This window comes from Allorhizobium paknamense, from assembly GCF_030815125.1.
In the GTDB taxonomy this organism is placed as follows: domain Bacteria; phylum Pseudomonadota; class Alphaproteobacteria; order Rhizobiales; family Rhizobiaceae; genus Allorhizobium; species Allorhizobium paknamense.
In genome coordinates this window covers 645,007-659,055 of the sequence record NZ_JAUSWH010000001.1, presented here as the reverse complement: position 1 = coordinate 659,055, position 14,049 = coordinate 645,007, and the positions used below count along the sequence as shown (strand labels likewise).

General features: G+C 63.2%; 16 protein-coding genes. 12 read left to right on the top strand and 4 right to left on the bottom strand.

Annotated elements, in window-relative coordinates; genetic code table 11:
- Positions 1-65: 65 nt before the first annotated feature.
- Positions 66-539 carry a YcgN family cysteine cluster protein gene (locus QO005_RS03100; RefSeq protein WP_307156476.1) on the bottom strand — a complete coding sequence of 158 codons (474 nt, stop codon included), beginning with the start codon at positions 537-539 and terminating at the stop codon, positions 66-68.
- 246 nt (positions 540-785) lie between these two features.
- Here QO005_RS03100 and QO005_RS03095 point away from each other — a divergent pair, with 246 nt between their 5' ends.
- Positions 786-2,909, top strand: a complete 2,124-nt coding sequence (locus QO005_RS03095; RefSeq protein WP_307156475.1) for a transglycosylase domain-containing protein — start codon at positions 786-788, stop codon at positions 2,907-2,909.
- 75 nt (positions 2,910-2,984) lie between these two features.
- Here QO005_RS03095 and QO005_RS03090 read toward each other — a convergent pair whose 3' ends face one another.
- The gene (locus tag QO005_RS03090) at positions 2,985-3,506 is read right to left on the bottom strand and encodes a YagU family protein (protein ID WP_307156474.1); all 522 of its coding nucleotides are present in this window, start codon (positions 3,504-3,506) and stop codon (positions 2,985-2,987) included.
- A 454-nt stretch (positions 3,507-3,960) separates the two neighbouring features.
- On the opposite strand from QO005_RS03090, the gene QO005_RS03085 reads away from it, so the two are divergent.
- On the top strand, positions 3,961-4,410 hold the full coding sequence (locus QO005_RS03085; protein ID WP_307156473.1) for a hypothetical protein: 450 nt from the start codon (positions 3,961-3,963) through the stop codon (positions 4,408-4,410).
- A 522-nt stretch (positions 4,411-4,932) separates the two neighbouring features.
- Positions 4,933-6,189, top strand: coding sequence for a DNA-packaging protein (locus tag QO005_RS03080; RefSeq protein ID WP_307156600.1), 1,257 nt, complete (start codon positions 4,933-4,935; stop codon positions 6,187-6,189).
- A gap of 85 nt (positions 6,190-6,274) precedes the next feature.
- On the opposite strand, the gene QO005_RS03075 is transcribed toward QO005_RS03080, so the two are convergent.
- Positions 6,275-6,412 carry a hypothetical protein gene (locus QO005_RS03075; protein WP_307156472.1) on the bottom strand — a complete coding sequence of 46 codons (138 nt, stop codon included), beginning with the start codon at positions 6,410-6,412 and terminating at the stop codon, positions 6,275-6,277.
- 254 nt (positions 6,413-6,666) lie between these two features.
- On the opposite strand from QO005_RS03075, the gene QO005_RS03070 reads away from it, so the two are divergent.
- From QO005_RS03070 to QO005_RS03030, 9 genes are all read left to right on the top strand, one after another.
- The gene (locus tag QO005_RS03070; protein WP_307156471.1) at positions 6,667-7,269 is read left to right on the top strand and encodes a glycoside hydrolase family 19 protein; all 603 of its coding nucleotides are present in this window, start codon (positions 6,667-6,669) and stop codon (positions 7,267-7,269) included.
- A 15-nt stretch (positions 7,270-7,284) separates the two neighbouring features.
- A complete protein-coding gene (locus tag QO005_RS03065; RefSeq protein WP_307156470.1) occupies positions 7,285-8,454 on the top strand; it encodes a phage portal protein in 1,170 nt (389 codons plus the stop codon).
- A 243-nt stretch (positions 8,455-8,697) separates the two neighbouring features.
- Entirely contained in the window at positions 8,698-9,012 is a 315-nt protein-coding gene (locus QO005_RS03060; protein ID WP_307156469.1) for a DUF6107 family protein, read from the top strand.
- A 153-nt stretch (positions 9,013-9,165) separates the two neighbouring features.
- Entirely contained in the window at positions 9,166-9,759 is a 594-nt protein-coding gene (locus tag QO005_RS03055) for an HK97 family phage prohead protease (RefSeq protein WP_307156468.1), read from the top strand.
- A gap of 4 nt (positions 9,760-9,763) precedes the next feature.
- A complete protein-coding gene (locus QO005_RS03050; RefSeq protein WP_307156467.1) occupies positions 9,764-11,011 on the top strand; it encodes a phage major capsid protein in 1,248 nt (415 codons plus the stop codon).
- A gap of 168 nt (positions 11,012-11,179) precedes the next feature.
- Positions 11,180-11,749: a head-tail connector protein gene (locus QO005_RS03045; RefSeq protein WP_307156466.1), complete on the top strand. Its 570-nt coding sequence runs from the start codon at positions 11,180-11,182 to the stop codon at positions 11,747-11,749.
- Positions 11,749-12,087, top strand: a complete 339-nt coding sequence (locus QO005_RS03040) for a phage head closure protein (RefSeq protein ID WP_307156465.1) — start codon at positions 11,749-11,751, stop codon at positions 12,085-12,087. The genes QO005_RS03045 and QO005_RS03040 overlap by 1 nt, the downstream gene beginning before the upstream one ends.
- The gene (locus QO005_RS03035; RefSeq protein ID WP_307156464.1) at positions 12,084-12,233 is read left to right on the top strand and encodes a hypothetical protein; all 150 of its coding nucleotides are present in this window, start codon (positions 12,084-12,086) and stop codon (positions 12,231-12,233) included. The genes QO005_RS03040 and QO005_RS03035 overlap by 4 nt, the downstream gene beginning before the upstream one ends.
- Positions 12,214-12,615 carry a DUF3168 domain-containing protein gene (locus tag QO005_RS03030; protein WP_307156463.1) on the top strand — a complete coding sequence of 134 codons (402 nt, stop codon included), beginning with the start codon at positions 12,214-12,216 and terminating at the stop codon, positions 12,613-12,615. The genes QO005_RS03035 and QO005_RS03030 overlap by 20 nt, the downstream gene beginning before the upstream one ends.
- A gap of 40 nt (positions 12,616-12,655) precedes the next feature.
- Here QO005_RS03030 and QO005_RS03025 read toward each other — a convergent pair whose 3' ends face one another.
- Positions 12,656-13,870, bottom strand: a complete 1,215-nt coding sequence (locus tag QO005_RS03025) for an MFS transporter (protein WP_307156462.1) — start codon at positions 13,868-13,870, stop codon at positions 12,656-12,658.
- Between the last annotated feature and the right edge of the window lie 179 nt (positions 13,871-14,049).

Here is a 14,049-nt window from a genome sequence, read left to right as displayed (position 1 = left end):
AAAAGTTATCAGGGAAAACTAAAGGGCGTAGCTTGCGCGAAGCGTGCATTAGATGTGATTAATACTCATGACGGCTGTGTGGTCTCGCCCACAGTGAGGGGCCAGTCGCAGACATAGTTTTCGAAATCGTCCAGCGGGACCTCTTCCTCGCTGATGGTGCGGCCCCGGGCGGAAATACCAGCGGTGTGGACGGTTTCGGGATCGCCGGAGACAAGGGGGTGCCACCAGGCGAGATCGCGGCCTTCGTCCACCAGACGGTAGGCGCAGGTGGGTGGCAGCCAGGCGATTTCATCCACTTGCTGGACAGTGAGCTGGATGCAATCCGGCACGGTGGCCTGGCGGTTTTCATAGTCCTTGCAGCGACAGCTTTCGCCATCCAGCAGGCGACAGGCGATGGAGGTGAAGACCACGTCACCCGTATCCCAATCCTCCAACTTGTTGAGGCAGCACAGGCCGCAGCCGTCGCAGAGGCTTTCCCATTCGCTCTGGCTCATCTCGGCAAGGCTTTTCACCTTCCAGAAAGCGTCATTGCTGTTCACGCGGGGCTCCTTGTGACGGGGGTGGTCGTTATCGTTTCGTTAAAATTTGACTCGCATATGATCAATGCCATGATGGAGAAGCTTCGGGACGGGCTTGCGCCAGACCTTTCAGCCCGCCTTTCAGGCGGCAGGGATGCGGAAGGGTCGACTGATGGGCGTGCTTGGCCTTGCTGTCAAGCGTGTTTCGAGAACGGAGCCTGACGCAGTGAGGTGCAGGCGCGCCGACAACGGTGGTGAGAACCGGCAATGACGGACGAGAAGCCGCGCCGCAGGCGGCACATGTTTCTGAAGATCGATGCCTGGCTCGATTCGACGCTGTGGAATGCCGGTTTTCGCGCAGGCGAGATCTGGGAAGAGCTGACGATCTTCTTTCGCCGCTTTCGCATGCGCGGCTGGAAGAAGATATTTTTCGAAGTGCTGGGCGAGGGCATGACGCTGGGGACGGCGGGTGCCGTGGTGATGCTGGCGCTGGCCAAGCCTGCCTTTCAGGAGACAGAGAAGGACTGGCGCAATCGCGGCGATTTTGCCGTGACCTTTCTGGACCGCTACGGCAATGTCATTGGCCATCGCGGGATTATCCATGAAAATTCCGTGCCTTTCGAGGATTTGCCGGACAATCTGGTGAAGGCGGTGCTGGCGACCGAGGATCGGCGGTTTTTTGACCATTATGGTATCGACTTCATCGGGCTTTTCCGGGCGCTGAGCGAAAATGCCAAGGCGGGCGGCGTGGTGCAGGGTGGTTCCACGCTGACGCAGCAATTGGCGAAGAACCTGTTTTTGACCAATGAGCGTTCCATCGAGCGCAAGATCAAGGAAGCCTTTCTGTCATTGTGGCTGGAGGCCAATCTGAGCAAGAAAGACATTCTCTCGCTCTATCTCGACCGGGCCTATATGGGCGGCGGCACTTTTGGCGCGGCGGCGGCGGCGCAATTTTATTTCGGCAAGAGCGTGCGCGACATCAATCTGGCCGAAGCGGCTATGCTGGCGGGGCTTTTCAAGGCGCCGGCCAAATATGCGCCGCATGTGAACCTGCCTGCCGCGCGCGGGCGCGCCAACGAAGTGCTGAGCAATCTGGTGCAGAGCGGGCTGATGAGCGAGGGGCAGGTGATTGCCGCCCGGCGCAATCCGGCCAGCGTGGTGGACCGGGGCGAGCAGGAAGCGCCGGATTTCTTCCTGGACTGGGCCTTTGACGAAGTGCAGCGGATTGCCGCGCGGTTTCCCGAGCATTCGCTGATCGTGCGCACCACGCTGGACCCCGGCCTGCAGAAGGTGGCAGAGGCGGCGGTGGCCAATACGCTGCGCGACTTTGGCGAGGAATACAAGGTCAAGCAGGCGGCGGTGGTGACAGTGGAAAATGGCGGCTCGGTGCGCGCCATGGTGGGCGGGCGTGATTATGGCGAAAGCCAGTTCAACCGTGCGACGCGGGGCCTGCGCCAGCCGGGGTCTTCCTTCAAGATCTACACTTATGCAGTGGCGATGGAGGCAGGGCTGAAGCCGGACAGCATGGTGGTGGATGCGCCGATCAGCTGGGGCAACTGGAGCCCGAAGAATTACGGCAACAGCTATGCCGGGCGCATAACGCTGACCACGGCGCTGGCGAAATCCATCAACACCATTCCGGTACGGCTGGTGAAGGAACGGCTGGGGCTGGACCCGGTGATCAAGATGGCCAAGGCCATGGGGGTGGAAAGCCCGATCCGCAAGGATGTGACCATTCCGCTCGGCACCTCGGAAGTGACGGTGATGGATCAGGCGACGGCCTATGCCGTGCTGCCGGCGGGCGGTGTGCAATCACGCCGCCACGGCATTGCCGAGATCCTCGATTATCGGGGGCGCGTGCTCTATGATTTCGACCGCGATGAGCCGCCGCCGCGCCGGGTCTTGAGCGAGGAAGCCGCGGGCTATATGAACCAGATGCTCACCAAGGTGCCCTATATCGGCACGGGGCGGAAAGCGGCGCTGGACGGCATTTTGACCGCAGGCAAGAGCGGCACGACGCAGGCCTATCGCGATGCGTGGTTTGTGGGCTTTACCGGCAATTTCACCACGGCAGTGTGGTTTGGCAATGACGACTACACCTCCACCAACAACATGACCGGCGGCTCGCTGCCCGCCATGACCTTCAAGACCATTATGGATTATGCCCATCAGGGCATGGCGATCCGGCCCATTCCCGGCGTGCTGGAACCGGCGGTGATGGCGCAGAAGCCGGTGGCGCAGGCCAAGGCGGGCGAGCGACCGCCGCCGGACCCGGCCTTTGTGCGTCCGCGCAGCCTTTCCGTGGCGAGTACGCGGATTTTGCGGGATCTGGCGACCATGCTGCGCGAGGCAAAGCCTTTGGCGGACCCGCAAAAGGCGGCGTCCCTGTAAGCTTTTTCAAGCGACTGCATAATTCCTTAAATCGGCATCGATTTAAGGTGAAAATTATGCAGCAGATATAAAGCGCTACAGCGAAGCTTTGTGCGCCATATATGGCGCACGGCGCTGTAGGCGGTGGCGGAAATCGCGGCGGACGATTTCGATGGTCCAGGCCCAGAGAAGATGGCCGATGGTTTCCGATACCAGTTCATCCAGTGGCAATTGCCAGAGCGGCGGCGCCCAGCCGAAGACGGGTAGGACCACGCCGTGGAAGGCGACGGTGACGATAAGGCCGAAGAGCAGGCCCTGCCAGAGGGTGACGAGCGGCAGGATTTCCGCTGCCAGGCAATAGGCCATGGCAAAGCCGATGGAGAACAGGTGGTGGACGCCTGCCACGCCCCAATTCACCACATGATCGGAATAGGTATAGGTCATGGCCTTGACGTTGAACCCCATGTCCTGAAGCATTTCCGCCGGGGGGATGGCGCGGTCGGGCGTGCGCGGCGGTAGCGGATTTTCCGTACCCCATTTGACGAAACTGGAGAGATTGCCGCCGATGAAACCGGCCACGAGGGCGGCGGTGAAGCGGGGTTGAGCGGGGGCTGGCATAACTGGACTCCTTGTGGGTCTGGAAATGTTATCGATAACATAGGCGGGTTTGAGGGGATGTCCAGAGGGCGTTGGGGGGTGGAGAGGTGATCCAAGAATATTGTTTATTTTCCTATAATCCGGACGCTCTGCTAAAATTCCGGTCAGAAAAATCATTTTTAGGAAAATAATCCTTGACGGCGTGACGGTTGTTCGGTAGTGTCTGGTTATCGTCACAGAGGTGTGGCTCCTGCATAATTCCTTAAGTCGGAACCGATTTAAGGTTAAAATTATGCAGCAATTTTAAAGCGTTACAGCGCCGGTCTGATCTGTCAGGGCGGCGCTTTTTGTTTTCAGATGCTTTCCAGGAAAAGTGGGAACCGGTTTTCCGTCTGGAAGCACGAAAGGGCAAAAAGTGTTGACCCAGGAAAAGTGGGAACCGGTTTTCTGTTCGCAAACACGTCGAAATGACGCGTTGGATGATCTGCTTCGCGATGTGGCGGGCGCAGTACTGCTGGAATTGAAGGGCGCCGATATGGCGGCGCTGACCGAGCATTATGGCCGTCTGCTGTCTGATCTGATGGTGGAGATGCGGGCGCAGTTCGATCTGTTCAAGGCGCTGAGAGCTGGGGCCGAGGCGCTGATGGGCGGTGAGGACGAGGCGGCGGCCAAGCAGGCGCGGGCTGACCTGAAGGCGGCGAGCGACGCCATTTCCGTGATCGTGCGGACGCTGGAGAAGATCGACCAGTTGCAGCGGCAATTGGTGCGGGATCGCGCCATGGAGGACGAACGGGCGCTGGATGCCGAGCCCTTGCAGCAGGCGGAAGCGCGGCTGCTGGCGCTGGTGGAGGCGCAGGCCGAGGCCCGGGCGCGGGTTTTGCTGGAGGAGTGGCAGGCGGGCGGAGCGGGTGTGCCGGATGGGTGAGGGCGCGGAGGGTTCCCCCCTCATCTGGCTGCCGCCATCTTCTCCCCGAGGAGAGAAGAGGTTTTGGGGTGACGGTTTTGCTTTGGATCGGGTTTCTGTGGGCTGGTGGGTGGGATGGGGTTGAAGGACGGGGTTTCGGCTTTGGCGTTGACGCAAGGAGCGGTGACCTTGGGGCGGGATCTGGTGGAGTTGCGCGATGCGCTGCAAGGGGCGCTGGGGCAGGCGGAGGCGGTGTGTGATGAGGTGAAGCAGCTTTCCGGGCGGATGGCGGGGCGTGCGGCTGGTCGGGAGGCCGGTCGGGGCATCGATGCTGGGGGCAAGCTGAGGCATTGGGCTGGTTCTGGAGGCGGTGGTGGGCGTGAAGGGTGTGATCCGCAGCTTAACCCCCTCTGTCCTGCCGGACATCTCTCCCTTAATGGAGGAGATCAGGGAGGTGGGGCTTCCGTGGCTCGTCATAGGGCGGTCTTCCAGGAAGGGTCGGGGGAACTGGTAGAGGGGAATGCTCCTGTTGGCATTGAGGGAATGAAGGGGGCGCTGGCGGGGCTTGATCCGCTGGTGGTGCGGCGGTTGACGCGCAGTTGGGCGCTGCTGCGGCATCCGGCGCAGGCGGCCCCTGCGGGCGATTGGCGCAACTGGTTGATCATGGGCGGGCGCGGCTCCGGCAAGACGCGGGCCGGGGCGGAGTGGGTGCATGAATTGGCTTCTCGTGGTGAGACATCGGCGCTGAGAATTGCGCTGGTGGCCGAGACGCTGGGGGATGCGCGCGAGGTGATGGTGGATGGGCTTTCCGGCATTTTGCGGATTGCACGGTTTCGCCGTCCCGAACTGGAGATTTCCCGCCGCAGGCTGGTGTGGCCGAACGGGGCGGTGGCGCAGCTTTTCTCCTCCGAAGACCCGGAGAGCCTGCGTGGGCCGCAATTTCATTATGCCTGGTGCGATGAGATCGCCAAATGGAAACATGCCGAGGAAACCTTCGACATGCTGCAGTTTGCCCTGCGGCTGGGGGACGATCCGCGTCAGGTGATTACCACCACGCCGCGTCCCGTGCCGATCCTGCGGCGGTTGCTGGCTGATCCGGGGACGCGGCTTTCCAGGCTTTCGACTTTTTCCAATGCGGGCAATCTGGCGCCGGGCTTCATCGATGCGCTGAAGGCGCGTTACGGCGGGACGCGGCTGGGACGGCAGGAGCTGGATGGCGAGCTGATCGAGGATCGCGAGGATGCGCTGTGGCGGCGGGACCGGCTGGAGGAGCTGACGCTCAAGGTGACCGAGCCGCTTTCGCGCATTGTGGTGGCGGTGGACCCGCCTGCGGGATCGGGCGCATCGTCCTGCTGCGGCATTGTGGTGGCGGGGCTGGATAGCAAGGGGCGGGGCGTGGTGCTGGCGGATTGTTCGGTGGAAAGCGCGACACCTGCGGCCTGGGCCTCTGCCGTTGTACGGGCCTTTCGCCGGTTCGAGGCCGACAGGGTGGTGGCGGAGATCAACCAGGGCGGCGAGATGGTGGCGGCGCTGCTGAAGAGTGTGGATGCGGCGCTGCCCTTGAAGCTGGTGCGGGCGACGCGGGGAAAATTCCTGCGGGCCGAGCCGGTGGCAGCCCTCTACGAGCAGGGCCGGGTGCTGCATGCCGCACGCTTTCAGGCGCTGGAAGACCAGATGTGCGATTTTGGCCCGGATGGACTTTCCAGCGGGCGTTCTCCAGACCGGCTGGATGCGCTGGTATGGGCGCTGACGGCGCTTTTGCTGGAAGGGGTGGGGGAGCCGAGGATACGGGGGCTGTGAGGGCCTGAGGCGGGGAGCCCCTTATCGGTCCTGACGCGACGGGTGCGCGGACTGCGCTCCCGTCGCGATGGCTTGGGTTTGGGGCTTACTTGGCCGTGGCGGGCGTGGGCGCAGACTGGCGCATCTGGCGCCATTCCGCTTCCAGGCGCTCAACGATGTGGCTGGGAATGGTCTGGTTTGCCTGGGCGGGCTTCTGCGTCGGCGTAGAGCTCTTGGCGTCCATCTCATTTCTCCTTCTGGTCCACGCGCCCTCATGGCGCGGTTCGGTTCGATGCCTGTTGTGTCAGGCGAATGTGTTGCGCCGCACATAACAGCGTCTGTGGGCAAAAGTTCCACACGCTTAAACATTTGTAAAGTTAACGGCGCTGGGGAAAAAACGATTTAAATGGCTTTAACCGATTAAAATTTCAGATTTTTTTGGGCCGATCGGGGCCGGTTCGACATTAACCCTCATTATTAAGGGTGTTCTTAAACGATATGACCACGAAGGCATTTTTTAACCACGTGCGGGTGGCGATTGCCGGGGGGCGACTCGGTCAGGCGCAGGTGGATGGGATCAATGCGATTGTTTCTGCCTGGCGGCGGCTGGGGCGCAGCGACGATCTGAGGCAGTTGGCCTATGGGTTGGGCACGGCTTTTCATGAAACGGCGGGACGCTGTGCACCTGTGCGCGAGACACTGGCGGTGAGCGATGCCGAGGCCGTGGCGCGGCTGGAGGCGGCCTTTGCCGCCGGGCGGCTGCCGCAGGTTTCCGCTCCCTATTGGCGCGCCGACGAGGAGGGGTGTTGCTGGTTCGGGCGCGGCTTCGTGCAACTGACCTTTCGGCAGAATTATGAGCGGATGGGGGCGGTGCTGGGGATCGATCTGGTGGCCCGGCCTGAGCTTGCGCTGCGGGCTGATGTGGCCGCCGACATTCTGGTGGTGGGCATGCGGGACGGGCTTTTTAGCGGGCGGCGGCTCTGCGAATTTTTTGACGGGGACAGGGCGGACTGGGTGGGGGCGCGGCGGATTGTCAATGGTCTGGACCGGGCGGAGCGTGTGGCGGAACTGGCGCGGCTGTTTTGGGATGGGTTGCGGTGAGGTGGTGAGGTGGTGATGGGGTTGATGCGGGGTGTGATGCGGGTGCTGGGCCGGGAGGCGGGGCCGCAGGAGGCGAAGGCGGCGGGGCGGCGTGGGGGCACGCTGGCGGTGCTGATGGAGGCGGTTGCGGGCCGCGGTGCGGGCCGGAGCTATGCCGGGCTTTCGCGTGGCGGTTTCATGGGTAATCCCGTGGCGCACCGGGCCGTGAGGCTGGTGGCGGAGGCGGCGGCGGGGGTGCCGTGGGTTTTGTTTGAAGGACGCCGCGAGATGGAGGCCCATCCGGCGCTGGCGCTTTTGGCGCGGCCAAATGCGCGGGCGACGGGGGTGGATTTTCTTGAGGCGCTTTATGGGCATCTGGCGCTTTCCGGCAATGCCTATGTGGAGCCTTTGCGGCTGGCAGGGCAATTGCGGGAACTGCATCTGCTGCGGCCTGACCGGGTGGGGATTGTGGAAGGGGCAGATGGCTGGCCGGTGGCCTATGACTACCGCGCCGGTGGGGTTTTACGGCGGATTGCCGCAGAGGCGGAGCCCTTGGCGCTTTTGCATCTGCGGCTTTTCCATCCGCTTTCGGACCATGACGGCTATGCGCCGCTGGCCGCGGCGGGGCTGGCGCTGGACCTGCACAACGCTTCCGCCCGCTGGAACAAGGCGCTGCTGGACAATTCCGCTCGGCCTTCCGGCGCGCTGGTCTATCAGCCGAAGGAGGGGGGCAATCTTTCGCTCGACCAGTATGAGCGGCTGAAGGACGAGCTGGAGCAGGGCTATGCCGGGCCGCTGAGTGCCGGGCGGCCATTGCTGCTGGAGGGTGGGCTGGACTGGAAGGCGATGAGCCTTTCGCCGCGCGACATGGATTTCATGGAGGCGCGCAACGGCGCGGCGCGCGACATTGCGCTGTCGCTGGGGGTGCCGCCGATGCTGCTCGGCATTCCCGGCGACAATACCTATGCCAATTACCAGGAGGCGAACCGGGCCTTTTACCGGCTGACCGTGCTGCCGATGGTGCGGCGTTGTGCGCAGAGCCTCTCTGCCTTTCTTTCCGATGAATATGGCGCAGCGTTGCGGCTGGAGCCGGATCTGGACCAGGTGGAGGGGCTTTCCGCCGAACGCGACGCGCTGTGGGCGCGGGTGGGGGCGGCGGACTTTCTAAGCGATGAGGAGAAGCGGCAGGCGGTGGGGTATGGGTGAGGGGATGGTCATACCCCTCATCCCCCTGCCGGGACCTTCTCCCCGAGGGGAGAAGGGGCATGAAGCCAGACTTTTCGTATTCAAATTTTATCTCGTATTTTCAATTGCTTGATTGCTAGTTTGGACTCTGTTTTCGAAGATGTGGAGACGGGGTGTGAAGAGAGGCGGGCAAGGGATTCGAAAGACTCCCGATTTCGGGTTTTGGGCGCTGTGGGGCGCCTTTTTTTGTGGGTGGAGGGTGAGGTGAGCGATTTCGGCAGTGATCCGCATCTGTGGTCGGCGCGGATGACGGGGGCGGTGGCGGGGGCGGCGATTTCGCTGGTCTATCTGTTGCCGCGCAGCCGGCAGGAGGCAGCAAGCCGGTTTTTGACCGGGGTGGCCTTCGGGATGATTTTTGGCGGACCGACCGGGCAATGGCTGGGGCAGCGGCTGGGGCTGCTGGAGAACCTGTCCGGGCCGGAAATCATGCTGGGAGGCGCCACGACCGCCAGCCTGATGGCCTGGTGGGCGCTGGGGGCGCTTTCGCGGATTGCCGGGCGGTTTGGGCGGGAGCGCTAGTGCATTGATCCAAACAAGAGATTCATCTTGGTTTGGAAAAATCAATGCATAAACAAAGATCTAGTGCACGTGAGCATGAACAACGTGAATGCGTCAGTGCACTAGCTTCCCTCCGGACAGGGGCAGATTTATCCAAACAATCAGGAGAGGGCTATGCACGCTTTTCGCGGGCCGATGACGCTCGTGCAGAAATTTTCGGGGCTGACGCTGAAGGGCGTGGCCGAGGACGGGTCTTTTTCCGGCTATGCCAGCGTGTTTGGCGAGGTGGATCTGGGGCTGGACGTGATCGAGCGCGGGGCGTTTCGCAATTCGCTTGCCGCGCGGGGGGCGGGTGGAATCCGCATGCTTTACCAGCACGATCCGAACGAGCCGATCGGGCTCTGGACGGCGATCCGCGAGGACAATCGCGGCCTTTACGTCGAGGGGCGGCTTTCGCCGCAGGTGGCGCGGGCGCGCGAGGTGCTGGCGCTGATGCGCGAAGGCGCCCTGGACGGGCTTTCCATCGGCTTTCAGACGGTCAGGGCGCGGGCTGACGCCAAAAGTGGTGTGCGGCGGATCATCGAGGCCGATCTCTGGGAGATTTCGGTGGTGACCTTTCCGATGGCGCCTTCTGCCCGGGTTTCCAATGTCAAGCATCAGCGGTTTTTCCGCGATCGGGAGACCGAGATGGTGCGGGCGATGCGCCGTGCCGCCAAGGCGATGGCGGGGCGCAGTTTTCAATCTTTGAGCAACAGCAAACGGGGATGATCCTATGGGTGATACGCATGCTTCGGCGCCGGAAATCAAGGCGGTGCCGGAAACCGTGATGGCGGCTTTCGACGAGTTCATGGGGGCTTTCGAGGCGTTCAAGCAGGCCAATGATCAGCGGCTGGCCGAAATCGAGCAGAAGATGAGCGCCGATGTGGTGACGCGCGACAAGGTGGAGCGCATCAACAAGGCGCTGGATGATCAGGCGCGGGTGATCGACCAACTGGCGCTGAAGAAGCTGCGGCCGCAACTGGGCCGGGGTATGGTGGCCGGAGCCGAGAACGAGCGCAAGGCGGCGTTCGAGGCCTATATTCGCCGGGGCGATGAAAGCGGTCTGCGCGAATTGCAGGCGAAATCCATGAGCTATGGCAGCGATGCCGATGGCGGCTATCTGGTGCCCGACGAGACGGATGGCGAGATTGGCCGCAGGCTGTCCGTGGTCTCGCCGATCCGGGCGCTGGCGACGGTGCGGCAGGTGTCCGGGGCGGTGCTGAAGAAGCCCTTTGCGCCCACCGGCATGGCTTCCGGCTGGGTGGCGGAGACGGCGGCGCGGCCGGAGACGGCGACGCCGGAACTGACGGAACTTTCCTTTCCGACCATGGAGCTTTACGCCATGCCCGCCGCAACCCAGGCGCTGCTGGACGATGCTGCCGTGGATGTGGAGGCCTGGATTGCCTCCGAGGTGGACATTGCCTTTGCCGAACAGGAGGGGGCGGCGTTCGTTTCCGGCGACGGGGCGAACAAGCCAAAGGGCTTTCTGGCCTATGACCGGGTGGCGGATGGCAGTTGGGCCTGGGGCAAGATCGGCTACCGGGCGACCGGCGTGGCCGGGGCCTTTGCGGCGAGCGGGCCTTCCGACGTGCTGATCGACACGATCTATGCGCTGAAGGCGGGGCATCGCCAGAACGGCACCTTTGTGATGAACCGCAAGACGCAAGGGGAAATCCGCAAGTTCAAGGATGGCGATGGCAATTATCTCTGGCTGCCGCCGCAGCGGGCCGGAGAAGCCGCTTCGCTGATGGGTTTTCCCGTGGCCGAGGCCGAGGACATGCCGGATATGGCCGCCGATGCGGCGGCGATTGCCTTTGGTGATTTCCGCGCCGGCTATCTGGTGGTGGACCGTATGGGCGTGCGGGTGCTGCGCGATCCCTATTCCGCCAAGCCTTACGTGCTGTTCTACACCACCAAGCGTGTGGGCGGCGGTGTGCAGAATTTCGAGGCGATCAAGCTGGTGAAATTCGCGGCGGCGTAATGCGACGGGTCATTGAAAATGACCCGTCGCATTTCCTTTTCGAATATTTCAAGTCCCTGACGCAGTTGAGATATTCGAAATTCTTTCAAGGTGAGGTTTGGGGATGGGGCGCATGGCCTCATCCCCGGGCTGAATTGCTGCTGTTTTTCCGGACATGTGGAGAGGGATATGACCTATGTGGAGCTTGCCGCGCCTGCGGCGGAGCCGGTTTCGCTTGCCGAGATGAAGGCGCATTTGCGGGTGGAGCATGCCGATGAGGACGGGCTGATTGCGGCGCTGATTGCCGTGGCGCGGGCGCATGCGGAGCGGGAAACCGGGCTTTTGACCGTGAGCCGGGCCATGCGGCTTTATCTCGACGACTGGCCGGAGGGCGAGGTGATTCAGATTGCCAGGGGACCGGTGCAAGCCATTGATGCAGTGACGGTTTATGATGAGGATGGCGCGCCATTTCAAGTTTTACTTGAACATCATCTTCTCGATGGCGAGGCGCGTCCGGCGCGGTTGTGGCTGAAGGAGCGGCCCTTGCCGGGGCGGCCTCTCAACGGCATCGAGATTGATTTTACCGCAGGCTTTGGCGAGGCGGCGACCGATGTGCCGGATGGGCTGCGCCGGGCGATCATGCTGCATGCGGCAGCACTTTATGGCTGCCGGGGCGTGGTGGCGCTGGAGGATCAGCCGGGGCTGGTGCCGCCGGGCTATGAGCGGCTGATTGCGCCCTTTTGCCGGAGGCGGCTGTGATGGCGGCTTTCGTGGCGCCGGACCCCGGCGCGATGACGGCGCGGCTTGTGCTGCAGGCGCCGGTGGAGACCGGCGATGGCCAGGGGGGCGTGCTTTCGGGCTATGAGGATGTGGCGCGGCTTTGGGGCCGGGTGGAGATGCAGGGGCAGGTGCTGTCCGAAAGGGCCGGGGCCGAGCTTGCCGTGGTGACGCGGCGGGTGACGGTGGCCTGGCGGGATGATCTGCGGGCTGGGCAGCGGCTCATGGATCGCGACGTGGGGATGATGATCCGTGCCGCTTACGATCCGGACGGGACGCGGCGGTTTCTGGTGCTGATCTGTGAGGAGGAGGCGGCATGAGCGGAGCGGTTTCGGTGACGCTGGCCGATCTGGGGGCCACGCTGCGCCGTCTGGCGGAGGCGAAGGTTTCCAGCCTGGCGGACAAGCGGCGGCGGCAGGCGGAGGTGCAGCAAACGGAGGGTGGCGATGAGCAGCGCGGTGAATGACCTTTTGGTGGCGCTGGTGGCGCGGCTGGAGGGGGATGGCGATCTGACCGCGCTGATTGGAGCCGGGGGGATTTGCGACCGGCGGCTGGCGCGGGGGCGCGAGCCCTATGTGATGATCGGTCAGGTGGAGGCAGACGATCTTTCCACCGATGACGAGAGCCTGCTGGAATGCCGCCTGGTGCTGACCGCATGGTCGGCGGTGGGACGCCAGCAGGCGGAGGCGGTGGCGGCGCGGCTGAGGGCGGTGATCGACGATGCCGATCTGGCGCTTCAGGCGGGGCGGGTGATTTCGCTCCGGCATCGCAAGACGGTGAGCCGGAGGGAGGAGAAGACGGCGCTGTTTCGGGTGGATGTGACGTTTCGGGCGGTGGTTGAGGGGTGAGTGTGCTGCGGTGTTCGGCGCGGTGAATGGCGGATTTGGGTCAGTTGGATAGCGCGGTGCTGGTACGGGAGAGGGTGGCGAGGGTGAAGAGGGCTGCTAGCACCAGCAGGTTGACGGCAAGGGCGAAGCTGAGGACGAGGGGGAGGCCGCCGTAATCGAGGAGGGCGGTGATGAGGACCGGCGACAGCGCGTTGGCGATGTTGCTGGGCAGCGCCAGGCTGGCGGAAATGCCGGCAAAGCGGCTGGCGGAGAAGAAGCTGAGCGGCAGGACGGTGCGGGAGACGGCGGAGAGGCCGGAGCCGATACCGTAAGCGCCAATGAACAAAGCCATCAGCAGGAATGAGCCCTGAGCGAAATAGAGAATGGGCAGTGACAGCAGCATGAAGCCTGCGCCGGTGAAGCCGGAGAGCAGGGGCGAGGCTTTTTTGCCTGCGACCACATCCATGGCGCGGGCGGAGATGCCGAGCACCGAGCGGAAGGAGGCGAGCTGCACGGCGAGCGACAGATCGGCGCCGGATTGCTGCATCAACGTGATCAGCGAAGGGGCGAGGCCAAAGGTGAGGCCGCTGAAGCCGATGGAGATGACGGTGAGCGCCAGGAGGGCGCGTTTTTCCTGGGAGGCGGTGAGGACCAGCGGGGCCGTGGCGCTCGTTGCGTTGTTTTCGCTTTGGGCGGGGTTGGCGCGGGGCAGGCCGAAGCGATGGAGCGGGGCGAGTACGAAGAGATGCAGGGCAGCGCCCGCCAGCAGGCTGTGGCGCCAGCCGATCCAGCCTTCCATGGCATGCGCGAGCGGCCAGCAGACGGCGGCGGAAAGCCCGGTGAAGATCATTAGAATGCCGATGAGGCGTTTTGAGTCCGCGCCTTCCCGCTCGACGACCGCCGCATAGGTGGGGACGCTGAGCCCGAGCGTGCCGCCGAGGCCGAGCACCGCCCAACTGCCGAGAAAGCTGATGGGGCCTGTGGATTGCGACAGAAGAACGAGGCCTGCGCCGAGCGTCACCGAGCCGCAGGTGAGGATGCGCGATGCGCCGTGGCGGGCGATCAGCCTGCCGCTCCACGGGCCGGAAAAGCCCATGATCAGCATCATGACCGTAATGCCGCCGAAGGCCAGTTCATTGGCCATGCCCAGATCATGCGCCATCAGGCGACCGAAGACACCCATGAGATCGAAGCTCAAGCCCCAGCCGAAAATCTGGCTGACAGCAAGCGTGATGAGCAGGCGCAGGCGGCTGAGGGGTATGGAGGCTGCGAGCATGGGGAGAGAGCTTCGGCGGGATGGACAGGCGGGTTATAAGCGCAAAGCGGGTGGGTGCCTAGTGGTTTGATTGTGACATTTGCACCCCCCGTGCAGCCCTCTCGAGAGCAAATATCACAATCATGAAAACCGTCAGCAACCTTATGATTCTATCGGAATTTTCGAGTTTGACATTTGAT